Below are 23511 nucleotides of genomic sequence, written 5' to 3'. Positions count from 1 at the left end.
CTGTGCCGACCCCGGAGCGGTACCTACCGTGGACCACGCTCCGGACGATTTCCCGGAGCACGTCACCGCGATGAGGAGTCGCCCCATGACAGAGGAACGAGCCGTGCCCGCAGCGGAGCGGGCGGGTCTCAACGTCGAGGTGATCGTCGTCGGCGCGGGGTTCGCGGGCCTCTACGCGCTTGCCCGGCTGCGCGAGCTCAAGTTCTCGGTGGTCGTGCTGGAGGCGGGCTCCGAGGTCGGTGGCACCTGGTACTGGAACCGGTACCCCGGCCTACGCTGCGACATCCCGACGACCGACTACAGCTACAGCTGGGACCCCGAGCTCGAGGACGAGTGGCGGTGGTCGGAGAAGTACGCGACCCAGCCCGAGATCCTCCGCTACCTGACGCACGTCGCGGACCGGCACGACCTGCGGCGCGACATCCGCTTCGACACCCGCGTGACCGGCGCTGTCTGGGACGAGTCCGCCGAGGTGTGGCGGGTGACCACCGAGCGGGGCAACGTCCTGGTCGCGCGGTACGTCGTGATGGCCACCGGGGCGCTGTCGGTGCCCAAGCCCGTCGACGTCCCCGGACTCGGGGACTTCACGGGCGAGGTCGTCACCACCGCACGCTGGCCCCAGGCCGGTCTCGACGTGACCGGGCGCCGGGTCGCGGTCGTCGGCACCGGCTCGTCGGGCATCCAGGTGATCCCCCTTCTGGCCCGGGAAGCGGCCGAGCTGACCGTTTTCCAGCGGACCCCGGCGTTCTCCCTGCCTGCCCGCAACGGTGCCGCACCCGAGTACCGGGTGCGGATGCTCGCCGAGGACCGGGCGGGCTACCGGGAGGCGGCGCGGAGCTCATCGGGAGGAGTGCCGCTGCGGCCGCCGGCCCACCGCGCCGAGGACCTCACACCGGAGCAGCAGCGGGAGCTGTGTGAGGCCGCGTGGCAGGCCGGCGAGATCTCGGCCCTCAACGAGGTCTTCGCCGACCACCTCACCGACCCCGGGGCGAACGCCGTGCTCGCAGAGTTCCTACGGGAGAAGATCCGCGAGACGGTGCGGGACCCGGTGACCGCAGAGGCTCTGTGTCCCAGGGATTTCCCCTTCATGGCCAAGCGGCCGTGCTTCGACACCGGTTACTACGAGACGTTCAACGCGCCGCACGTCCGGTTGGTCGACATCCGGTCCACCCCGATCACCCGGGTCGTCGAGCGCGGGATCGAGACCTCCGCCGGGGTGACCGAGGTGGACACCCTCGTGTTCGCCACCGGCTACGACGCGATGACCGGTGCACTGCTGGCCGTGAACCCCGCCGGCCGCGAGGGACGCACGCTGCGGGAGGCGTGGGCCCACGGGCCTCGTACCTACCTCGGGCTGATGTCCGCGGGGTTCCCGAACCTGTTCATGATCACCGGCCCGGGCAGCCCGTCGGTCCTGTCGAACATGATCGTCGCTATCGAGCAGCACGTCGTCTGGGTCACGGACTGCCTCGCCGCGCTGCGGGCGGACTCGCTGCACACGATCGAGCCCACCGCGACCGCCGAGCAGGGCTGGGTCCAGCACGTGAACGACTGCGCGGACGTCACCCTCTTCCCCCAGGCGGAGTCCTGGTACCTGGGCGCGAACGTGCCCGGCAAGCCGCGGGTGTTCATGCCCTACGTCGGCGGAGTCGGCGTGTACCGGGACATCTGCGATGCCGTGGCCGAAGAGGACTACCTGGGGTTCCGAAGGACCGGACCACAGGGCGAACGGTGCGCGGACGGCGTGATCGCCCGGCTGCGCCCGAATGTGGCCGCGCTGTTGCGCGAACTGCAGGCGGCCGGCGAGCCGGACCTCGGCGCGCTGCCCCTCCTCGACGAGATCGACACCCGACGGGTGCTGGCCGCCGTGGCGACCGGGCGGCGCAGGCCGCCGCAGGTTGCCGAAGTGCGGTACGGCGTGCTGCCCTGGGGCCTCCCCTACCGGCTGTACCGGCCGGAAGGCCCCGGACCGCACCCGGTCGTCGTGCACCTGGTGGCCGCCCCCTGGTTGCTGCCCGACCCGGGTCCCGACGCCTTCGCCCGCGATCTCGCCCGGCGCGCCGGCGTGATCGTGGTGTCGACCGCGCCGACGGCGGGGGCCGATTCGCGGCGAGCGGTCGTGGAGGCTGCGGACGCCGTCCGCTGGGTCGCCCTGCAGTGCGCCGAGCTGGGCGGGACCGCGGCGCCGGTGGCGGTGGCCGGGTGGAGTGGGGGCGCCGATCTCGCCGCCGGCGTCGCGCACGCCCTGCGCGGGGACCCGGCCGCCCCGGTCGTCCAGCTGCTGGTGAACCCGGTCGGCCCGGGGGACGCCGACCCAACCGGGCAACCCCCGGCCGTGGTCGTCCTCGGCGAGCTGGACCCGGCCCACGACGACGGCGCGGCCCGCGCAGCCGCGCTCGTCGAGGCGGGCGTCCCGACCACCACGATCGTCGCCCGCGGCCACATCCACGCGTCGTTGGCGATCGTGGACCTGCTGTCCGGGGAGGCGGACCGCGATCGTTCGGCCGCGGCGCTGCGCCGGAACCTCGCCCCACCCCGACGAGACGGAGGACAACCCATGGAGCACGCCCGGCACTTCTACATCGGCGGACGCTGGGTCGCCCCGTCCGGGTCGCGCACCTTGCCGGTGATCGACCCGGCGACCGAGCAGGAGATCGAGACGATCGCCCTCGGCGAGACCGCCGACGTCGACGCCGCCGTGACGGCCGCGCGCCGCGCGTTCGGGACATGGTCGCAGACGAGCGTGCAGGAGCGACTGCACCTGCTCGACCGGATCATTGAGATCTACACGAAGCGCGCGCAGGAGATCGGCGAGTCGATCAGCCGCGAGGTCGGGGCGCCGCGGGCGCTGGCTGTGGACGTCCAGGCCGCGGTCGGCGTGATCCACCTCGAGACCACCCGGAAGGTCCTCGCGGACTTCGTGTTCGAGCGTCGACACGGCAGCACGCTCGTGGTGCACGAACCGATCGGGGTGTGCGCGCTGATCACTCCGTGGAACTGGCCCATCCATCAGATCGTGCCGAAGGTCGCTGCAGCGCTCGCCACCGGTTGCACGATGGTGCTCAAGCCGTCGGAGGTCGCCCCGCTCAACGCGCTGCTGCTCGCCGAGGTGCTCGACGAGGCCGGGGTCCCGGCCGGCGTGTTCAACCTGGTCAACGGGGACGGGGCGACCGTCGGTGCCGCGTTGGCGGCGCATCCCGGCGTCGACATGGTCTCCTTCACCGGTTCCACGCGGGCCGGAGTCGAGGTCGCCCGGGCTGCCGCGCCGACCGTGAAGCGGGTGATCCAGGAACTCGGCGGCAAGTCGGCGAACATCCTGCTCGACGGCGATGATCTCGCTGCGCTCGTGGCACGCGACGTCGGAGTGCTCTGCACCAACAGCGGTCAGTCGTGCAACGCGCCGACGAGGATGCTGGTCCCGGCGACCCGGATGGCGGAGGCCGTGCAGGCGGCGGCAGCCGCGGCGGAGGCCGTCGTCGTCGGTCCCCCGGGCGCCAAGGACACGGAGATGGGCCCGCTCGCGTCGGCGGCGCAGTTCCGCACGGTGCAGGACTACATCGCCCGCGGGATCGCGGAGGGCGCCACCCTGGTCGCGGGCGGCCCGGGTCGCCCGGACGGCCTCGAGAGCGGCTACTACGTGCGCCCGACCGTGTTCGCGGACGTCGACAACTCCATGACCATCGCCCGGGAGGAGATCTTCGGCCCGGTGCTCGTGCTGATCGGCTACACCGACGAGGACGATGCCGTGCGGATCGCCGACGACTCCGACTACGGCCTGTCCGCCTGGGTGTCCGGCGATGCGGCCAGGGCCCGCGCGCTGGCCCACCGGCTCCGCGCCGGCGAGGTCCACCTCAACGGCGCCGACACGGACTTCGGGGCTCCGTACGGCGGATACCGGCGGTCCGGCAACGGGCGGGAGTTCGGCGCCGCCGGCTTCGCCGAGTACCTGGAGACCAAGTCCATCCTCGGCTTCGAGTGACCCGGAGGGCCACCATCATGTCGCTGTTCGAGATGTCCGACCGTGCGAAACAGGTGCACGAGGACCTGCTGGAGTTCATGGACTCCCGGATCTACCCCGCGGAGGCCGTGTACGAGGAACAGATGCGCGCGTCGGGGGATCCGCAGTTCCACCCGCCGGTGCTGGAGGAGCTCAAGGCCGAGGCACGCCGCCGCGGCCTGTGGAACCTCTTTCACCCCCACCCCGAGTGGGGACCCGGCCTGAGCAACGCCGAGTACGCCCCGCTGTGCGAGATCATGGGCCGCAGCCCGCGGCTGGCCCCCGAGGCCACCAACTGCTCCGCGCCGGACACCGGGAACATGGAGGTGCTCACCCTCTTCGGTTCCGACGAGCACAAGGAGCGCTACCTCATCCCGCTGCTCGCCGGGACCATCCGCTCGGCGTTCGCCATGACCGAGCCCGCGGTGGCGAGCTCGGATGCCACCAACGTCGCGCTGCGTATGCGACGCGACGGCGACGAGTACGTGCTCAACGGGCGCAAGTGGTTCGCCTCCAACGCCCTGCACAAGAACTGCCGGGTCCTGATCGTCATGGGCAAGACCGATCCGGACGCGCTGCCGCACCGTCAGCAGACGATGATGGTCGTCCCGATCGACGCCCCCGGCCTGACCCTCGTGCGCGGGCTGCCGGTCTTCGGCTACCAGGACCGCGAAGGGCACGCCGAGATCCTGTTCGAGGACGTCCGGGTGCCGGCGTCGGACGTACTGGCCGGCGAGGGCGAGGGCTTCGCCATCAGTCAGGCCCGGCTGGGTCCGGGCCGGATCCACCACTGCATGCGGGCCATCGGTATGGCGGAGCGCGCCCTGGAGCTGCTCTGCCGTCGGGCTCTGTCCCGCAGCACGTTCGGCACGCCGATCGCCGAGCGGGCCAACGTGCAGGACTGGATCGCCGAGGCCCGGATCGACATCGAGAAGAGCAGGCTGCTCACACTGAAGGCTGCCTGGATGATGGACGAGGTCGGCAACCGGGTCGCCCGCACCGAGATCGCCGCGATCAAGGTCGACGCCCCCGCGACGGCCCTGCGGGTGGTCGACCGGGCGATCCAGGTGCACGGTGCCGCCGGGGTGTCCGACGACGTGCCGCTGGCCGCGTTCTGGGCACACCTGCGCACCCTGCGGATCGCCGACGGACCGGACGAGGTGCACAAGCGCACCATCGCCCGCCAGGAGCTGCGCAAGTACGCGGGGCGGGACTGACGTGAGGCACAACCTTCACGACCTCGCGGGCCGGGCGGCGATCGTCACCGGGGCCTCCCGTGGAATCGGCCTCGCCACCGCCGCCGCGTTGCGCGCTCGCGGAGCCGACGTCGTGCTCACCTCGCGGCGCGCGGAGTCCGTGCAGGAGGCGGCCGCGGGCCTCAACGCCACCGCACCTGTCGGCGCGGGCACGGCCGTCGGGATCGTCGCCCACGCCACGGACGAGACCGCCGCCCGCGCCTGCGTCGATCAGGCTCTCGAGAGATTCGGCCGTATCGACGTGCTGGTCAACAACGCCGGGACCAACCCTGCGCACGGGCCTGTGGTCGTGCAGGACCTCGGCCGGTTCGCGAAGACCTTCGAGATCAACCTCTGGGCCCCCGTGTCGTGGACGGCGCTCGTCGCGGACGCCTGGATGAGCGCGCACGGCGGGGCTGTGGTGAACACGGCCTCGATCGGCGGTCTGGTGGTGGAGCGGGACCTGGGCATCTACAACGCCACCAAGGCCGCGCTGATCCACCTCACCCGCCAGCTGGCGTTCGAGCTCGCCCCCCGGGTGCGGGTCAACGCGGTGGCGCCCGGGGTGGTCCGGACCCGGCTCGCCGAGCTGCTGTGGGCCGAGCACGAGGACCGGCTCCGCGGCGCGCTCCCGCTCGGCCGCATCGGCGAGCCCGCCGACGTCGCGGAGGCGATCGTGTTCCTCGCCTCCGACGCCGCCTCGTGGATCACCGGCCAGACCCTGGTGATCGACGGGGGCGCGCAGCTCGGCGACGCGACCACCCGCGAGCGCGTCGGGCAGGCCGGCGGTGGGTGAGCCGGGGGTCGACGTCGCGGCCGTCCGACGTGCCCTGGCAGAGCTGGGGCAGGAACCGGCGGGTGAGCTGGCCCTGCGGCGGGTCGGGCTCGGCCAGTCCAACCTGACCTACCGGGTCACCGACGAGCGGGACGGCGTCTGGGTGCTGCGCCGCCCACCGCTCGGGGAGCTGCTCGAGTCGGCGCACGACGTGCTCCGCGAGGCGCGGATCCTCACCGCACTCACCGGCACCGGGGTGCCGGTCCCGAAGGTGTACGGCGTCCTGGAACCCGGAGTGGTGGGCGTCGACGCCGCACCGGCAGTCGTGATGTCCTGGATCGACGGCACGGTCGTCGACCGCATGCCGGTGGCTCACGGGCTCGCCCCCGGGTCCCGACGAGAGATCGCCCTGTCCCTGGTGCGCACGCTCGCCGAGGTCCATCGCGTCGATCTCGTGGCGACCGGGCTCGACGGGCTCGCCACCCACAAGCCGTACGCGCCACGGCAGCTGCGCCGCTGGTCCACGCAGTGGGAACGATCGCGCACGGCCGGGCTGCCCGAGGTCGACGCCCTGACGACCCGACTGCGGGCCGCCCTGCCCGACGAGCGGGAGACCACCCTGGTGCACGGGGATTTCCACCTGCGCAACATGATCACCTCGGCGGGCCGGGTCGTCGCCGTGCTCGACTGGGAGCTCAGCACCCTCGGGCACCCGCTGGCCGATCTCGGCTCACTGCTGGCCTACTGGGCCGAGCCGGGCGAGCAGGGCCTCGACGGCTTCCTGCCCTCCACGCTCGAGGGCTTCCCCTCCCGTGCCGAACTGGTCGCGGAGTACGCCGCCGCGAGTGGACGGGACGTCACCGACATCGACTTCTGGCACGCGCTCGGGCTCTGGAAGCTGGCGATCATCGCGCAGGGCGTGCTGCGCCGCGCGACCGACGACCCCCGCAACCGGGCAGCCGAGGGCACTCCGACCCCGGAGGGCATCGCCGCGGTCGTCGCCCGAGCACACGCCGTCGCGGATGCCGCCCGCCTGGGGCCCGCACCTTCCACCGCCGGCGCGAGTCCGGCACGACACCGAGGGATCCGCACGTGACAGACACACCATCCAACGGCCGCATCGCGATCGTCACGGGGGCCGCCCGCGGGATCGGGGCCGCCGTGGCCGCGCGGCTCGCCGCCGACGGGCACGCCGTCGGGGCTGTGGACCTCGACGCCAGGAACTGCACCGAGACCGTCGAGAAGATCCGGGCCGACGGCGGGACCGCGATGGCCGTGGGCGCCGACGTCTCCGACGAGCAGGCCGTGACCGACGCCGTCGCTGCCGTCACCGCGCAGCTCGGACCGCCGACCGTATTGGTCAACAACGCGGGGATCCTGCGGGACGACCTGCTGTTCAGGATGAGCGTCTCCGACTGGGACAGCGTCATCGGGGTGCACCTGCGCGGAGCGTTCCTGATGAGCCGTGCTATCCAGGGTTTCATGGTCGAGGCGCGGTACGGCCGGATCGTGAACATGTCGAGTATCTCCGCGCTCGGCAACCGTGGCCAGGCCAACTACTCCGCGGCCAAGGCCGGGCTGCAAGGGTTCACCCGGACGCTGGCCATGGAGCTGGGCCGGTTCGGGATCACGGTGAACGCGATCGCACCGGGCTTCATCGTCACCGACATGACTCGCGCGACCGCGGACCGGATCGGGGTGGACTTCGCGGAGTTCGAGGCGTCGCTCGTGGCGGGCATCCCGGTCGGCCGGGCCGGCGTGCCGGAGGACGTCGCGGCCGCCGCCGGTTTCCTGACCAGCGCCGAGGCCGGGTTCGTCTCGGGCCAGGTGCTCTATGTGGCGGGCGGTGAGCGGACGTGAGCTCCCGTCGACGCGCAGTGATCGTGTCCACGGCGCGCACCCCGATCGGGAAGGCCCATCGCGGTGCCTTCCGGGACACCCCCGCACAGACCTTGGCCGGGCACGTCGTGCAGCACGCGGTCCAACGGGCCGGGGTGGCGGGCGTGGAGGTCGAGGACGTCGTCCTGGGCGCAGCCCTCCAACAGGGTTCCACCGGGTTCAACGTGGCCCGGCAGGCCGCCCTGCGCGCCGGGCTGCCCGAGTCCGTCGCCGGGATGTCCGTCGACCGGCAGTGCGCCTCGGGCCTGATGGCGATCGCGACGGCAGCCAAGCAGGTCGTCGACGACGGTATGCGAATCGTGGTCGGCGGCGGCGTCGAGTCGATCTCATTGGTGCAGAACGCGCACCAGAACACCTATCGCGCGGAGGACCCCTGGCTCCGCACCCACGTGCCGGACCTCTACCTGCCGATGCTCGACACCGCGGAGATGGTGGCCGAGCGGTACGGCGTGGACCGCGACCGCCAGGACGAGTTCGCCCTGCTCTCCCAGCAGCGAACGGCAGCGGCCCAGGAGGCCGGCCGGTTCGACGCCGAGATCGTGCCGCTGGACTCGCCGGACACGCTGACCCGGGACGAGGGCAACCGGCCGTCGACCACCCTCGAGGCCCTGGCCGGGCTGAAGCCGGTGCAGATCGCGGACCGCCCCCGTGCCACCGTCACCGCCGGCAACGCCTCTCAGCTCTCCGACGGGGCGTCCGCCGCTGTCCTCATGGAGGCCGCCGAGGCCGAGCGACGCGGGCTCGAACCACTCGGTGGCTACCTCGGCATGGCGGTGACCGGCTGCGCACCCGGCGAGATGGGGATCGGCCCGGTCACAGCGATCCCGAGGCTCCTGGAACGGCACGGACTCACCGTCGACGACATCGGCCTGTGGGAGATCAACGAGGCCTTCGCCTCTCAGGTCGTGTACTGCCGGGACACGCTCGGGATCGACCCCGCGCTCTGCAACGTCGACGGCGGGGCCATCGCGATCGGCCATCCCTACGGCATGTCCGGCGCGCGGATGGTCGGGCACGCGCTGATCGAGGGGAGGCGGCGCGGGGCCAAGCACGTCGTCGTCAGCATGTGCATCGGTGGGGGCATGGGCGCGGCGGGGCTGTTCTATGTCCGCTGACTCCGTGGTCGAGGGCAGGGTCACCGTGTCCACGAGCCACGACGGACGGGTGGCGACACTGCTCGTGGACCGCTCCTCGCGGCTCAACGCGCTGGTTCCCGAGCTGCTCTCCGAGCTCGAGGCTGCGCTGGACGCCGTCGCAGGATCAGTGGCACGCGTGGTCCTGGTCCGGACCGCCGGCACCCGAGCCTTCAGCGTGGGCGCGGACATCGCCGTGTTCTCGAAGCTCGCCGCCGCGGACATGTGGCGGCACTGGACCTCGGCGGGGCACCGGGTGTTCGCCCGGCTGGCGGCGCTCCCACAACCGACGATCGCGGTCGTCGACGGGGCTGCCCTCGGCGGTGGCCTGGAGCTCGCGCTGGCCTGCGACTTCCGCATCGCCCGGGCGGACGCGGCGCTGGGCCTGCCCGAGCTCGGCCTCGGCCTCGTCCCCGGATGGGGCGGCACCGAACGCCTGACCATGCTCGTCGGGGCCACCCGCGCGAAGGAGATCATCCTCAGCCGCCAGGCGGTCGACGCCACCACAGCGCTGGCCTGGGGGCTGGTCAACCGGGCCCCTGCCGACAACCTCGACGAGGAGGTCGAGCGCTTCGTCACCGATCTCCTCGGCTCGGCCCCGATCGCCCAGCAGGTCGCGAAGCAGCTCGTCGACGCCGCCGCCGCCGGGGCGCCCTCGTCCGTCCTGGAGGCGATCGCCAGCGGATTCGTGGCCACCACCGAGGACTTCGCCGAGGGCGTCGGGGCATTCCTGGGCAAGCGGACGCCGGTCTTCATCGGGCGCTGACACCTCTGGACGGGACGACCCAAGGCTCAACGCCTGCGCCAGTACCCCGGCGATCTGTCGGACCGTCCATGGACGTGACGCCAGCCGCGGGACCTACGGCTTTGGCATCACGTCAGGTTCCCTGCCCGCGAGGGACGCCGCACGCTGGCACCCGCAGAAGGGCGTGAAGTGCAGCGCCCACCTCCGAGAGCATCGGGCCGCCGGTCTGCTCCCGAGCGTCGGCCGCGCGCGGCCAGGCGCTCGTAGCGGATGGCCACGTCGTCCGGGATGCGCCCGCGCGCGGCGACCTGCAGGCCCTGCCGCGGGCCCACTCCGGGATCGCGCGGTTGCGCTCCCGGTCGGCGCTGCTTGCGGCGCGGCGCCGGGCCTTCCGGGTGGTTCTCTGCGGCCGGCCAGCGGGCATATCTGGAGCGAGCGTCGCGCGCAGGGCCTCGGACATCACCCCGGCCAGGTCGATCGCGTACCGCCCAGCGGCTTCGAGCCCCTGGGGCGGGGTCGGCGCCTCGGTCGCAGTCACAGATCTCTCCGGTGCCGACCGCGCAGACGCTCACCCGACCGGCGTCTGGGCCTTCAGCGCGGCGAGGATGTCCTGGACACGTTCCTTGGCGTCGCCGAAGAGCATCTGGCTGTTGTCGCGGAAGAACAGCGGGTTCTGCACGCCGGCGTAGCCGGTGGCCATGGACCGCTTGAACACGATCACGTTCCCGGCCTCCCACACCCGCAGCACGGGCATCCCGGCGATCGGGCTGCCGGGGTCCTCGGCGGCGGCCGGGTTGACGGTGTCGTTGGCGCCGATGACGAGCACGACGTCGGTGTCGGCGAGGTCGTCGTTGATCTCGTCCATCTCCAGGACGATGTCGTAGGGGACCTGGGCCTCGGCCAGCAGCACGTTCATGTGCCCGGGCAGGCGGCCCGCGACCGGGTGCACCCCGAACCGCACCTCGGCGCCGGAGTCCCGCAGCGTGCGGGTCAGGTCCGCGACCGGGTACTGGGCCTGCGCGACGGCCATGCCGTAGCCGGGGGTGATCACGACCGAGCGGGCGTTCGAGAGCAGTTCGGCGACCCCGGCGGCGTCGATCTCGCGGTGCTCGCCCTCGACGGCCGCGGCCGACGAGGCGGTGGCGCCGAAGCCGCCCGCGATGACGGAGAGGAAGGAGCGGTTCATCGCCTTGCACATGATGTAGGACAGGTAGGCACCCGAGGAGCCGACCAGCGCGCCGGTGATGATGAGCAGGTCGTTGCCCAGCAGGAACCCCGACGCCGCCGCGGCCCAGCCGGAGTAGCTGTTGAGCATCGACACCACGACCGGCATGTCCCCGCCGCCGATCGACGCCACCAGGTGCACGCCCAGCAGCAGCGCCAGCACGGTGAGCACGGCCAACACCCAGGTAGCCGGGGCGATCACGAAGTACACCGTGAGCGCGGCGAACACCACCAGCGCGCCCAGGTTGAGCACGTTCTTGCCCGGCAGCATCAGCGGCGCCGACGCGATCTTCGCCGACAGCTTCAGGTACGCGATCACCGAGCCGGTGAACGTGACGGCGCCGATGAACACCCCGATGGCCACCTCGGCGTGGTGGATGCCCAGCAGCGACCCCGCCAGCTGCAGGTGCCCGGACTCGACCTCGAGGAAGCCGTTCCAGCCGACCAGCACCGCGGCGAGGCCGACGAAGCTGTGCATCAGCGCGATCAGCTCCGGCATGCCGGTCATCTCCACGACCCGGGCCCGCCACAGCCCGATCGCGGCGCCGATCACGAGTGCGACCAGCAGCAGCGCGATCCCGAGCCCGGACGCCGAGCCCAGCGCCACGACCGCGGTGGCGACCAGTGCGATGGTCATGCCGGCGATGCCGAACACCACCCCGGCCCGGGAGGTCTCGTGGCGGGACAGCCCGGCGAGGCTGATCACGAACAGCAGGGCGGCGATGAGGTAGGCCGCCGTCGTCCAGGTCTGCATCAGGTCAGCTCCTCGAGAACATGGACAGCATCCGGCGGGTGACCGCGAAGCCACCGACGATGTTGATGGCGGCCAGCAGCACCGCGACCGCGGCCAGGGCCGTGACCAGGGCACTTCCCGTGCCGATCTGCAGGATCGCGCCCACGACGATGATCCCGGAGATGGCGTTGGTGACCGACATCAGCGGCGTGTGCAGCGCGTGGTGCACGTTCCCGATCACGTAGAAGCCGATCACGATGGCCAGCACGAACACCGTCAGGTGCCCGGCCAGCTCCGCCGGCGCGAACGCCGTGACCAGGAACAATGCCAGCGCCCCGGCGATCCCCACCGCGGCGCGAGCAAGTGGCGAGCGTGGCTTCTCGGGCTCCTTCTCCGCCTGCGGCGCCGCGGTGGGCTGGGCCGCCGGAGCCGCGCTGACTGACACCGGGGGCGGCGGCCACAGCGTCTCCCCCTGGTGCGCCACGGTCAGTCCGCGCACCACCACGTCATCGAGGTCCAGGACCAGCCGCCCGTCCTTGGCCGGGGTCAACAGCTTGAGCAGGTTGACCACGTTGGTGCCGTAGAGCTGTGAGGCCTGCGCCGGGAGCCGGCCCGGCAGATCGGTGTAGCCGATGATCGTGACCCCGTTGTCGGTCACCACCGCCTCACCGGCCACCGTGCCCGCCACGTTGCCGCCCTGCGCGGCGGCCATGTCCACGATCACGCTGCCCGGCCGCATCGACGCCACCTGTTCGGCGGTGATCAGCCGCGGCGCCGGACGCCCCGGGATCAACGCCGTGGTGATGATGATGTCCACGTCCGCGGCCTGCTCGGAGTAGATCTCCGCCGCCCGCCGGTCGTAGGCCTCCGAGGTCGCCCTCGCATACCCGTCGGTGGACGCCTCCTGCTCGACCTCCACGGCCAGGTACTCACCGCCCAGCGATTTGACCTGCTCGGCGACCTCGGCGCGCGGGTCGGTCGCCCGCACCACCGCGCCCAGGCTGTTCGCGGCGGCAATAGCGGCGAGCCCGGCCACGCCGACCCCGGCCACGAGCACCTTGGCGGGCGGCACCTTGCCCGCCGCGGTCACCTGCCCGGTGAAGAACCGGCCGAACGCGTGCGCCGCCTCGATCACCGCCCGGTACCCGGCGATGTTCGCCATCGAGGACAGCACGTCCATGGACTGCGCCCGCGAGATCCGCGGCACCGCGTCCATCGACAGCGCCGTGACGCCCTGCGCCGCGAGCGCGGCCACCCGCTCCTCCTCGAAGCGGGGCGCCAGCATCGCCACCAGCGTCGAACCAGACCGCAGCTTCCCGATCTCGTCCGGCTGCGGCGCGTTGATCATCACGACGACGTCGGCGTCCCACACCGGCCCCTCGGACACCTCCGCCCCCGCAGCGGCATAGCCGGCGTCGTCGAACCCGGCACGCACCCCCGCCCCGGACTCCACGGTCACCGCGTAGCCGAGATCGATGACCTTGCGCACCGTCTCCGGCGTCAGCGCCACCCGCGTTTCCGCCTTGGTGGACTCGGCCACGATCCCGAGTCGCAGCCCTGGGGCTTCGGGACTGTCGCTCATTCGCTCTCCTCGTACCGCAGCACTGTCGATCGGGGCAATGAAGGCAGAGCGCAGCGTGCGCTCATGGTGAAGGCGAGGCGCACGGAGGTGCCGTGGCGGCGACTCGGCTTCCTGGTCCTGCGAGGTGCTTGGAAAAGTTAACGCAACTCGGGGCTCGCGCCGCGACGATTGCGTCACATCCGCCCGCTGATGCCAACTGACCGCCCATCCGGCCTGCGTGCGATCTGCAGTGCCGGTTCGATACGAGTGCTGAGCACTGGGGCGCAGTTGTGCTCAGGCCGACGCCAGAGGGTGGGGCTGGAAGAGGCGTCGGTCAGCCCGAGAGCGAGCCATCGCTGCCCCAGGACCTGCGTTGCTGCTCGATGGCCCTCCAGACGGGCTCCAGGTCATCGATCGACTCACCCTCCGACCAGGCGGACGTCCACGAGTTCCTGGAGGAGACTCCCGCCATCCGGGAGAACGGGTACGCGTTCGACCGGGTCGGTCCGAGCGCCCCGGACTTCTCCGCCGTCTCGTGCCCGGTCAACGCCCGCAACGGCAGTGTCCTCGCCGGCCTCGCCGGCCCGGCCGAGCAGGTGACCCGCGACCAGCGACTCCTGGCGAAGGCGCTCACCGAGGCCACCCGCCAGTGGGCGGAACGGGAGGCCGAACCCGCCTAGAGATGCAGCCCGGTGTGTGTCGCGAGGGCCTCGACCAGCGCGTCCTGCAGCGCCCGGTCCTCGGTGCGCGGGTCGGGTGACGTACGACGCTCGTGATACCAGTAGCCCCCGGTCTCTCCCACAGCGGAATCGGTGGCGAGCCGGACCTGGGTGCGAATCCCGCTCTCCAGGTTCCCGGGAGCTCCCCGCCCACCCATGCGGGTACGGACCCAGCCCGGGTCGACGATCTGGCACTGGACGTCCGGAAGCGTTCGCGCCACGACCAAGCCGAGGGCGGTGAGGAAGAACTTGCTGTCCGAGTAGCTCGCGGTCCGCCGTCGCCCGGTCCAGTCCAGGTCCGCGAGGGTGGCCCGGCCGCCGGTGTGCATGCCGCTGCTGAGGAACAGCGACCGCTGTGGCCGGTCGAGCAGGCAGGTCAGCAGGTAGGGCGCGACGACGTTGACCGGCAGGACGGGGCCGTCCATGACCCCCGCGTTGTGGATCACCACGTCCATCGGGCCGAGCGCGTTGACCTGTTCGGCCAGCTTCCGGGTCTCGCCGGAGTCCGCGAGGTCGCCGACAACCGTGGACGCGCCGCCGCGGACCAGGTCGTCGAGCGCGGGCACCCGGTCGGCGTTGCGCGCATGGACGACGACCTCGTGACCACGTCTCAGCAGCTCCTCGGCTGCGGCGCGGCCGAGCCCTTCCGTCGAGCCGGTGATCAAGACTCGCGCCATCAGGGCGCGCTCACCGCGAGCGAGCCGAGCAGCCGCAGGCGTTCGGCGGACGGCGAGCCGGGCTCGGCGGTGTAGACCATCAGCACCGTGCCCGGTTCCGCGGTCACCGCCAGCTCCTCGTAGGCCAGGACCAGCTCCCCCACCTGGGGATGGTGGAAGCGCTTGGTCCCCGCCCCGTGAGTGCGCACGTCGTGGGCACCCCAGAGCCTGCGGAAGGTCTCGCTGCGGGTCGAGAGCTCCCCCACCAGGTCCTGCAGACCGCGGTCGTGCGGGTCCCGCCCCGCGTCCACCCGCATGATCGCCACACACATCTCGGCGAACAGTTCCCAGTCCGGGTAGAAGTCCTTCGCCACCGGGTCGAGGAACTGGAACCGCGCCATGTTCGGCACCCGCTCGCTCTCCCCGTACAGCGGCGAGAAGAACGCACGGCCCAACGCATTGGCGGCGAGCAGGTCGTGCTGCGCGTTCCGCACGAACGCGACGCCGTCGGTGATCGCGTCCAGAGTCCACTGCAGAGCCTGCCGCGCCGGCGCCGCCCTGGACGCACGCCGCCGCGGCCGGGCCGCGGTGGCGATGCCGTCCGCCGCGCGAGCGAGATCGAGCAGGTGGGCCCGCTCGGTGTCATCGAGCTGCAGGGCACGGGAGACGGCGTCGAGCACCGACGACGATGCCCCGCCGATCGCGCCGCGCTCCAGCTTCGAGTAGTACTCCACGCTCACCCCGGCGAGCACCGCGACCTCGGAGCGGCGCAACCCCGGGACCCGACGGTTGCGCACGGCGGGCAACCCCGCGTCGGCCGGGGTGACCTTCGCCCGGCGCGACATCAGGAACTCCCGCACCTCCGCCCTGTTGTCCATGAACCCGAGGATAGGTCGACGCCGCCCCGCCAAGGGTGCTCTCCCGGTACACCCCTCGACAGGGACTCCCGGGCAGGTGCGGCCGCGCGTTGACTGGTCCTCGGACAGAAACCGATCGGAAGGAATGACATGCGAGGAGCAGTGCTCTACGCCCCCGGGGACGTCCGAGTCGAGGACCGCCCGGACCCGACGATCGAGGAGCCCACCGACGCGGTCATCCGGCTCGCCGCCACCTGTGTGTGCGGCTCGGACCTGTGGCCCTACCGCGGGATCGAGCCGGTGAACGGCCCGTCGCCGATGGGCCACGAGTACGTCGGGATCGTCGAGGAGGTCGGCAGGGACGTCCACACGATCAAGCCCGGCCAGTTCGTCGTCGGCTCGTTCTTCGCCTCCGACAACACCTGCGAGATCTGCCGCGCCGGCTACCAGACCTCCTGCATCCACCGCCAGCCCGGCGCCCCCACCGGCGCCCAGGCCCAGTACGCCCGCATCGCGCTGGCCGACGGCACCCTCGTCGCCACCCCCGACCAGCCCGACCCGGACCTCGTCCCCGGCCTGCTGGCCGCGTCGGACGTGCTGGGCACCGGCTGGTTCGGCGCCGTGGCCGCCGGGGTCGAACCGGGCAAGACCGTGGCCGTGGTCGGGGACGGCGCGGTCGGGCTGCTCGGCGTGCTCGCCGCCACGCAGCTCGGCGCCGAACGCATCATCGCCATGAGCCGCCACGAGCCCCGGCAGCAGCTCGCGCGCGAGTTCGGCGCCACCGACATCGTCACCGAACGCGGCGACGAGGGCGTGGCCCGGATCAAGGACCTCACCGACGGGCTCGGCGCGCACTCGGTGATCGAGGCCGTCGGCACCCAGGAATCGATGATGCAGGCCATCCGCTCCACCCGCCCCGGTGGGCACGTCGGCTACGTCGGTGTCAGCCACGACGTCCGGCTGCCCGGCGAGGAGATGTTCTTCTCCCACGTCCACCTGCACGGCGGCCCGGCCCCGGTGCGCCGCTTCCTGCCCGAGCTGATCGACCTCGTCTGCACCCGCACGATCGACCCGGGCAAGGTCTTCGACCTCGAACTGCCCCTCGACGAGGCGGCCGAGGGCTACCGCGCCATGGACGAGCGCCGCGCCATCAAGACCCTGCTGCGACCCTGAGGGGAGAGACATGAAGATCACCTTCGGAGGCAAGGCCGCCCTGGTCACCGGAGCCGCGGCCGGAATGGGTCTGGCCACGGCACGCGCCTTCGCGCAGTCCGGCGCAGCGGTCACCCTCGCCGACATCGACCTGAACACCGCACAGGCGGAGGCCGACAAGATCGTCGCCGAGGGCGGGACGGCCATCGCCGTCCGCTGCGACGTCAGCGACGAGGAGCAGGCCGCCGCTGCGGTCGCAGCCACCGTCGCAGCCACCGTCGCCGAGTTCGGGAGCCTCGACGCCGCATTCAACAACGCCGGCGTCCAACCCCTGCCGGTCGACTCGGCGGACGCCGAGGTGGCCGAGTTCGACCGCGTCCACGCGATCAACCTGCGCGGTGTGTGGGCGTGCATGAAGCACGAGCTGCGCCAGATGCGAGAGCAGGGCGAGGGCGCGATCGTCAACAGCTCGTCCATCGGCGGACTCATCGGCGGCCCGGGCCGCGCCATGTACCACTCCACCAAGCACGGCGTCATCGGTCTGACGCGCAGCGCCGCGCTGGAGTACGCCGCACACGGGATCCGGATCAACGCCGTGTGCCCGGGCACCATGAACACCCCGATGGTCGCGAGCATGATCGAGCGCGAGGGAATCACCCTCGACGACCTCATCCGCGAGCAGCCCATCGGCCGAGCCGGCCGCCCGGACGAGCTCGCCGCCGCGGTCCTGTGGCTCTGCAGCCCCGCCGCGAGCTTCGTCCTCGGCCACGCACTCCCGGTCGCCGGCGGCTTCACCGCACGTTGAAGAAGGACGCATGACCACCACCCTCGCGATCATCGGCCGTGCCCCGGACTCGGCCTGGCCCTCGCCCGCCGCTTCGGCGCCGAGGGCCACGCCGTCGCGCTGATCTCCCGTAGCCAGGAGAAGCTGGACACCCTCGTCGCCGAGCTCCCGGGCGTCTCCGCGCGCGGCTACGCCGCCGCGCCGCATGGGCCGGAGCAGCGGGCCACCGACGCCCGCGTGCGGTTCGCCCCCGGCGTGCGCAGCGCCTGGCACTCCCACGCCCGCGGGCAGTACCGCCACGTCACCTCCGGCGTCGCCGACTTCGGCGGCCGCGACGGCACGGTGCACGAGGTCCACGCCGGCCAGACGCTCGACACCCCGCCCGGCGAGGAGCACTGGCACGCCGCCGCGCCGGACTGCCTCATGGAGCACGTCGCGCTCAGGGAGAGCGCCGACGACCCGGCGGACAGCGTCACCTGGCTCGAGCACATCACGGACGAGGAGCACGCCCGGCGGGCGTCCGGCGTAGCGGTCCGTCACCTCTCCTGCAGCCGCTGCGAGATCGTGGTCGCCGCCTGCTTGACGGCCTGGACCGCCTGCGGGACGTCCACGTCACGCCGCTCCTTCTCGGCAGGCACGGCGAGGGGTGTCCGGCGGGGAGAAGGACGGAGAGCCGGACGCGTTCAAGGGTCGTGATCTCAGGGCGAATGCCCACGTCATACCTCAGCGCCAGCGCGCCGGGTCCGTCGAGCATCCGGGCCAGCAACGCCGCGACGCACCCCTCGACCGGGCCCATCGCGACCCCGAGGTGCCCGACCACCGCCCATCGCCCACAGGCGATGCGCGACTTGCACCCGGCCGCACAGTCCGCTGCCATCAAACACGCCGTGCCGCTGCTGCGCCGCGGTCCAGGGTGTGGGCCCGGGCAGGCTCCCGCCCGACAATCAAGCCGTCGTGGCGTCCGACGTGGCGCGACCGGACCGCCCGGCCACCGGAACACCGTGGCCCCGCGAGCCACCCGCAGCGGTGGCCAGGAGGGCACCCCGGGGAGACGGATCGACGACCCGCCCTTTCGGACGTTTCTGTCATCGAGACACGGCGTTACCTGGCGACTCGACCGGGATGGCACGGTCCGTCGGCTCGCCGGAGCCTCCGGGAGGCCGACTGCGGACGCAGTCGGGAGCACCGACGGATCAAAGGGGCACAGCAGTGCACACCATCGACCTCGACTCGACGATCGGACAGGGCAGGTTCGGACGTCTCCATCTCAAGATCGTGCTCCTCTGCGGGCTCGTGATCCTCTTCGACGGATACGACCTCACGATCTACGGGGCCACGGTGCCCGGGATGATCGCCGAGTTCGGGATCGACCCGACCATGGCGGGCCTGATCGGCAGCGGCGCGCTGGTGGGGATGATGCTGGGCGCGATGATCTTCGGCTCGCTCGCCGAACGCCTCGGCCGTCGGACGTCCATCGTGGCCTGCGTCGCGCTCTACAGCGTCTTCACGGGCGTCATCGCGATCGCGTCGTGGCGTGGGAGCTCGCCGCGTACCGGTTCGTCGCCGGTGTCGGCCTGGGCGGCGTCATGCCCAACGCGATCGCGCTGGTCGCCGAGTACGCCCCCGCTCGCCTCAGGAACACCCTCGTCAGCCTGATGTTCAGCGGCTACATGTTCGGCGGCATCGCCGCCGCGCTGATCGGCGTCGGCCTGATCCCCGCCTTCGGCTGGCGCTCGCTCTACCTCGTCGGTGCCATCCCGCTCCTGCTCCTCCCGGTACTGGCGCGCATGCTCCCCGAGGCCCCACGCACCCTGTTGCGCCGTGGGCGGACCGAGCAACTGCGCGCGACGCTGCGGGCGATCAACCCGGCCACACCGACCGACGGGGAGATCGTCGCCGCTGCACCCGAGCGTGACTCCTCGCCGGTGGCGAGCCTGTTCCGCGAGGGCCGCACCCGCACCACGCTGCTGCTCTGGACCGCGTTCTTCATGGTCCTGCTGATGATCTACGGCCTGCTCACCTGGCTGCCCCAATTGATGATCCAGTCCGGATACCCGCTCTCCTCGAGCCTGTCATTCCTGATGACGCTGTTCGTCGCGGCCATCGTGATCACCTGGGGCGGCGGGTACCTGGCCGACCGCTTCGGGGCCCGCGCGGTGTTGACCGTGAGCTACCTGGTCGCGGCCGTGTTCGTGGCGGCGCTGGGCTGGCTGGACGGCAGTGCGCTCTTCTGGGTGTACGCCGCGGTCGCGCTGGGCGGCGGCGCCACGTTCTCGGCGCAGATCTTCGCCAACGCGCTCGCCGCGCAGTCCTACCCCGAACACGCCCGCTCGTCCGGCATAGGGTGGGCGCTGGGTGTCGGTCGGATCGGCGCCATCGTCGGGCCACTGCTCGGCGGCGCCCTGCTCACCGCGAAGGTCCCGTTGTCCGTCAACTTCCTGGCCTTCGCCATTCCCGGCGTGATCGCAGCGACCGCCGTCGCGTTCCTGCCCAGCCGACGCGAGGCGGTCGAGGACGGCACCGTAGGCAAGGTCGTCCTGGACCTGCGCGAATCATGACTGGGAAGAAGCGCACTCATTCCCAGTCGTCGCCAGTGTGTTTCGGTGACAGAGACGCTTCGGTTCCGCCGTCGCGGCCTCTGGTGCGAACCTCGCGGACATGAGCCGAACAAGGGTGATCGCGGCGATCGTGGGGCCGGGCAACATCGGTACCGACCTGCTCGCCAAGCTCCGGCGCAGCAGCGTGATCGACGTGCGCTATGTGGTCGGAGTGGTGGAGTCCGACGGCCTCGCCCGCGCCCGCGCGCAGGGGATCGAGGCCAGCGCCGAGGGGGTCGACTGGCTGCTCCGGCAGGACCCGTTGCCGCAGATCGTGTTCGAGGCGACCTCGGCCAAGGCCCACCAGGCCAACGCCCCGCGCTACGCCGAGGCCGGTATCCAGGCCGTCGACCTGACGCCCGCCCATCTCGGCCCGATGGTCTGCCCGCCGGTGAACCTGCGTGACCACATCACTGCGCCGAACGTCTCGATGATCACCTGCGGCGGCCAGGCCACCATTCCGATGGTCCACGCCGTGTCCCGGGTGACGCCAGTGCCCTACGCCGAGATCGTGGCGTCCGTGGCCTCACGCGGCGCCGGCCCCGGCACCAGAGCCAACATCGACGAGTTCACCCACACCACGTCCGGCGCAGTCGCCGAGGTCGGCGGGGCGGACCGCGGCAAGGCGATCATCATCCTCAACCCGGTCGAGCCGCCGATGATCATGCGGGACACCGTGTTCTGCATGATCGGCGCCGAGACGGACCGGGCCGCGATCACGGAGTCGATCCACGAGATGGCGGCGGAGGTGCAGCAGTACGTCCCCGGCTACACGCTGCGCGCCGAGCCGCAGTTCGACGAGCCCCGCGACTCCTGGGGCGGGCACGCGCGCGTCGCCGTGTTCCTCGAGGTCAAGGGCAACGGCGACTACCTCCCGCCCTACGCCGGGAACCTCGACATCATGACCGCCGCAGCCGCCCAGGTGGGCGAGCTGATGGCCCAGGCGAAGATCGGAGTATCCGCATGAGGCCACAGCTCGCCCACGACGTCCGGATCATCGACACCACCCTGCGCGACGGGTCGCACGCGATGGCCCACCAGTTCACCGAGACCCAGGTCCGCGACACCGTGCGCGCACTGGACCAGGCCGGCGTCGAGGTGATCGAGGTGACCCACGGCGACGGGCTCGGCGGCTCGTCGTTCAACTACGGGTTCAGCCACACCGACGAGATGACGCTGATCGCCGCCGCCCGCGAGGAGGCACGGCAGGCGAGGATCGCCGTGCTGTTGGTCCCCGGGATCGGCACCGTCGAGGACCTGAAGAAGGCCCGCGACGCCGGAGCGGACATGGTCCGGGTCGCGACGCACTGCACCGAGGCGGACGTCTCGCCGCAGCACTTCGCCGCGGCCCGCGACCTGGGCATGGAGACCGCCGGGTTCCTCATGATGGCCCACCGGACCTCCCCGGAGGACCTGGCGAAGCAGGCCCGGGTCATGGTCGACGCCGGTTGCCAGGCCCCCTACGTCACCGACTCCGCGGGCGCGCTGCTGATGCAGGACGCGAAGGCGCGGTTCGAGGCGCTGGTCGCCGAGGTCGGGGACGAGGCCTGGGTCGGGTACCACGGCCACCAGAACATGAGCTTCGGTGTCGCGAACTCGGTGATCGCGCAGCAGGTGGGCGTTCGCTACATCGACGGCTCGCTGTGCGCGCTCGGTGCGGGGGCGGGCAACAGCCCGACCGAGGCGCTCGCGGCGGTGTTCGACCGGCTCGGCGTGGACACCGGACTGGACGTGACGGGGCTGCTGCACGCGGCCCAGGACGTCGTGCACCCGTACCTGAACCGCTGGCCGAAGATGGACCGCAACGCCATCGTGCAGGGCTGGGCCGGGGTCTACTCGAGCTTCCTGCTGCACGCCGAGGCCGCCGCCGAGCGGTACAAGGTCCCGGCCCACGAGATCCTCAAGCGCTGCGGCGAGCTCGGCCTCGTCGGCGGTCAAGAGGACATGATCATCGACATCGCGATCCAGCTGGCGGCGGAGCAGTGACCAGCACGTTCGGGCACGTCATCGACGGTGAGGAGCGCGGCGCGCTCGCCGGTCTGACCTTCTCGACGGTCGATCCGTGGACACGCGCGCCGTGGGCCGAGGTCGCGCTCGGCGGTGCCGCGGAGGCCGACCTGGCAGTGACCGCCGCCCGCCGTGCCTTCGACGAGGGCCCGTGGCCGCGGATGGGCCACGGTGAGCGCAGCGTGCTGCTGCACCGCTTCGCCGACCTCGTCGAGTCCCACGCCGACGAGCTCGCGCTGGCGGACTCCCGGGACATGGGCAAGCCAGTCTCGGCGGCGACGGCGATGGACGTCCCGCGCACCGCGCTGAACATCCGGTTCTTCGCCGATCACGCTCGGCTCTCGACCTCCGAGGCGTACCCGATGGACTCAGGTCACCACGCCTACGCGCGCTTCGAGCCCGCCGGCGTCGTGGCGGCGATCGCGCCGTGGAACTTCCCGATGATGCTGGAGTCGTGGAAGTTCGCCCCGGCTCTGGCCTGGGGCAACACCGTGGTGCTCAAGCCGGCTGAGGACACCCCCGCGTCGGCGACGATCATGGCCCGGCTCGCGCTCGAGGCGGGCATCCCACCCGGCGTGTTCAACGTGGTCCACGGCTACGGCCCGGGCTCCGCGGGCGAGGCACTGACCACCGACCCGCGCGTCGACCGGATCACCTTCACCGGCGAGTCCGGCACCGGCCGGGTCATCACCGCCGCCGCGGCCCGCAACCTCACCCCGGTCAGCCTGGAGATGGGCGGCAAGGGGGCCAACCTCGTCTTCGACGACGCCGACCTCGACAACGCGGTCGCTTGGTCCATCCAGGCGATCTTCAGCAACGCCGGGCAGGTCTGCCTGGCCGGATCGCGGCTCTACGTCCAGCGCGGGGTGTTCGAGGAGTTCACGGCCGGTTTCGTCGCCGCCGCCGAGAAGCTCGTGATCGGCGACCCGCGCGACCCGGCTACCGACGTCGGCCCGCTGGCGTCGGAGGAGCACTGGAACAAGGTCCGCGGCTACCTGGAGGAGCCGGGCGGGAAGGTCCTCACCGGCGGGACCGGCGACGGCTGGGTGGTGCGCCCGACCGTGCTGGTCGACGTCGCACCCGACGCCCGCATCCAGTGCGAGGAGGTCTTCGGCCCGGTCGTCACCCTCACCCCGTTCGACAGCGAGGAGGAGGCGGTCCGGCTGGCCAACGCCACCCGCTACGGCCTCAACGCCATGGTGTTCACCGAGAACCTCTCGCGCGCACACCGCGTCTCGGCCGCCCTGCGGGCCGGGACCGTGTGGACCAACTGCTTCTTCATCCGCGACTTACGCGCCCCGTTCGGCGGGTTCGGCGACTCGGGATGGGGTCGCGAGGGCGGCACTTTCAGCCGCGAGTTCTTCACCGAGCCGAAGGCCGTCATCATGGCCGTCCAGGACCGATGACGGCACGGATCCAGAGACGAGGACGGCAGTG

Annotated in this window: 20 protein-coding genes; 16 read left to right on the top strand and 4 right to left on the bottom strand. The window is 71.9% G+C overall.

Features of this window, described 5'->3' with window-relative positions; translation table 11 throughout:
- Positions 1-85 precede the first annotated feature (85 nt).
- From ABD990_RS28235 to ABD990_RS28205, 7 genes are read left to right on the top strand one after another with little or no spacing between them, the layout of a single operon-like run.
- Entirely contained in the window at positions 86-3979 is a 3894-nt protein-coding gene (locus ABD990_RS28235; RefSeq protein ID WP_345383803.1) for an aldehyde dehydrogenase family protein, read from the top strand.
- A 17-nt stretch (positions 3980-3996) separates the two neighbouring features.
- Positions 3997-5214 carry an acyl-CoA dehydrogenase family protein gene (locus ABD990_RS28230; protein ID WP_345383854.1) on the top strand — a complete coding sequence of 406 codons (1218 nt, stop codon included), beginning with the start codon at positions 3997-3999 and terminating at the stop codon, positions 5212-5214.
- Between the two features lies 1 nt (position 5215).
- Positions 5216-6028: an SDR family oxidoreductase gene (locus tag ABD990_RS28225; RefSeq protein ID WP_345383802.1), complete on the top strand. Its 813-nt coding sequence runs from the start codon at positions 5216-5218 to the stop codon at positions 6026-6028.
- Positions 6021-7103, top strand: a complete 1083-nt coding sequence (locus tag ABD990_RS28220; RefSeq protein WP_345383801.1) for a phosphotransferase family protein — start codon at positions 6021-6023, stop codon at positions 7101-7103. The genes ABD990_RS28225 and ABD990_RS28220 overlap by 8 nt, the downstream gene beginning before the upstream one ends.
- Positions 7100-7867 (top strand): 3-oxoacyl-ACP reductase FabG, encoded by a 768-nt coding sequence (gene fabG / locus ABD990_RS28215; protein WP_345383800.1) that lies wholly within the window; start codon positions 7100-7102, stop codon positions 7865-7867. The genes ABD990_RS28220 and fabG overlap by 4 nt, the downstream gene beginning before the upstream one ends.
- The gene (locus tag ABD990_RS28210) at positions 7864-9021 is read left to right on the top strand and encodes an acetyl-CoA C-acyltransferase (protein ID WP_345383799.1); all 1158 of its coding nucleotides are present in this window, start codon (positions 7864-7866) and stop codon (positions 9019-9021) included. Before fabG ends, ABD990_RS28210 begins: the two co-directional genes overlap by 4 nt.
- A gap of 4 nt (positions 9022-9025) precedes the next feature.
- Complete coding sequence (locus ABD990_RS28205; protein WP_345383798.1) at positions 9026-9805, top strand: enoyl-CoA hydratase/isomerase family protein; 780 nt, start codon at positions 9026-9028, stop codon at positions 9803-9805.
- A gap of 547 nt (positions 9806-10352) precedes the next feature.
- On the opposite strand, the gene pntB is transcribed toward ABD990_RS28205, so the two are convergent.
- Together pntB and ABD990_RS28195 are read right to left on the bottom strand one after the other, a co-directional pair.
- Positions 10353-11762, bottom strand: coding sequence for a Re/Si-specific NAD(P)(+) transhydrogenase subunit beta (pntB, locus tag ABD990_RS28200; RefSeq protein WP_345383797.1), 1410 nt, complete (start codon positions 11760-11762; stop codon positions 10353-10355).
- Between the two features lie 4 nt (positions 11763-11766).
- Positions 11767-13323, bottom strand: coding sequence for a Re/Si-specific NAD(P)(+) transhydrogenase subunit alpha (locus ABD990_RS28195; RefSeq protein ID WP_345383796.1), 1557 nt, complete (start codon positions 13321-13323; stop codon positions 11767-11769).
- A gap of 362 nt (positions 13324-13685) precedes the next feature.
- Between ABD990_RS28195 and ABD990_RS28190 the strand changes: the two genes are divergently transcribed.
- Positions 13686-13982 carry an IclR family transcriptional regulator domain-containing protein gene (locus tag ABD990_RS28190; RefSeq protein ID WP_345383795.1) on the top strand — a complete coding sequence of 99 codons (297 nt, stop codon included), beginning with the start codon at positions 13686-13688 and terminating at the stop codon, positions 13980-13982.
- Here ABD990_RS28190 and ABD990_RS28185 read toward each other — a convergent pair.
- Both ABD990_RS28185 and ABD990_RS28180 read right to left on the bottom strand, forming a co-directional pair.
- Positions 13979-14698: an SDR family NAD(P)-dependent oxidoreductase gene (locus ABD990_RS28185; protein WP_345383794.1), complete on the bottom strand. Its 720-nt coding sequence runs from the start codon at positions 14696-14698 to the stop codon at positions 13979-13981. The genes ABD990_RS28190 and ABD990_RS28185 overlap by 4 nt on opposite strands.
- Positions 14698-15555 carry a helix-turn-helix transcriptional regulator gene (locus tag ABD990_RS28180; protein ID WP_345383793.1) on the bottom strand — a complete coding sequence of 286 codons (858 nt, stop codon included), beginning with the start codon at positions 15553-15555 and terminating at the stop codon, positions 14698-14700. Before ABD990_RS28180 ends, ABD990_RS28185 begins: the two co-directional genes overlap by 1 nt.
- A 129-nt stretch (positions 15556-15684) precedes the next feature.
- Here ABD990_RS28180 and ABD990_RS28175 point away from each other — a divergent pair, with 129 nt between their 5' ends.
- The 8 genes from ABD990_RS28175 to ABD990_RS28140 all read left to right on the top strand — a co-directional run bounded on the left by ABD990_RS28175 (position 15685) and on the right by ABD990_RS28140 (position 23480).
- A complete protein-coding gene (locus tag ABD990_RS28175; protein WP_345383792.1) occupies positions 15685-16707 on the top strand; it encodes a zinc-dependent alcohol dehydrogenase family protein in 1023 nt (340 codons plus the stop codon).
- 10 nt (positions 16708-16717) lie between these two features.
- Positions 16718-17491 (top strand): glucose 1-dehydrogenase, encoded by a 774-nt coding sequence (locus tag ABD990_RS28170; RefSeq protein ID WP_345383791.1) that lies wholly within the window; start codon positions 16718-16720, stop codon positions 17489-17491.
- A gap of 216 nt (positions 17492-17707) precedes the next feature.
- A complete protein-coding gene (locus ABD990_RS28165; RefSeq protein ID WP_345383790.1) occupies positions 17708-18166 on the top strand; it encodes a cupin domain-containing protein in 459 nt (152 codons plus the stop codon).
- Positions 18167-18763: 597 nt separating this feature from the next.
- A complete protein-coding gene (locus tag ABD990_RS28160) occupies positions 18764-19126 on the top strand; it encodes an MFS transporter (protein ID WP_345383789.1) in 363 nt (120 codons plus the stop codon).
- Positions 19057-20028, top strand: a complete 972-nt coding sequence (locus ABD990_RS28155) for an MFS transporter (protein ID WP_345383853.1) — start codon at positions 19057-19059, stop codon at positions 20026-20028. The genes ABD990_RS28160 and ABD990_RS28155 overlap by 70 nt, the downstream gene beginning before the upstream one ends.
- Before the next feature lie 100 nt (positions 20029-20128).
- Positions 20129-21034 carry an acetaldehyde dehydrogenase (acetylating) gene (locus ABD990_RS28150; RefSeq protein WP_345383788.1) on the top strand — a complete coding sequence of 302 codons (906 nt, stop codon included), beginning with the start codon at positions 20129-20131 and terminating at the stop codon, positions 21032-21034.
- The gene (dmpG, locus tag ABD990_RS28145; RefSeq protein WP_345383787.1) at positions 21031-22053 is read left to right on the top strand and encodes a 4-hydroxy-2-oxovalerate aldolase; all 1023 of its coding nucleotides are present in this window, start codon (positions 21031-21033) and stop codon (positions 22051-22053) included. The genes ABD990_RS28150 and dmpG overlap by 4 nt, the downstream gene beginning before the upstream one ends.
- Positions 22050-23480: an aldehyde dehydrogenase gene (locus ABD990_RS28140; protein ID WP_345383786.1), complete on the top strand. Its 1431-nt coding sequence runs from the start codon at positions 22050-22052 to the stop codon at positions 23478-23480. The genes dmpG and ABD990_RS28140 overlap by 4 nt, the downstream gene beginning before the upstream one ends.
- Positions 23481-23511 lie beyond the last annotated feature (31 nt).

Source organism: Pseudonocardia yuanmonensis (assembly GCF_039542425.1).
GTDB lineage: Bacteria > Actinomycetota > Actinomycetes > Mycobacteriales > Pseudonocardiaceae > Pseudonocardia > Pseudonocardia yuanmonensis.
Note: the sequence above shows the minus strand (reverse complement) of the source record. Positions and strands in the feature narration are given on the sequence as shown.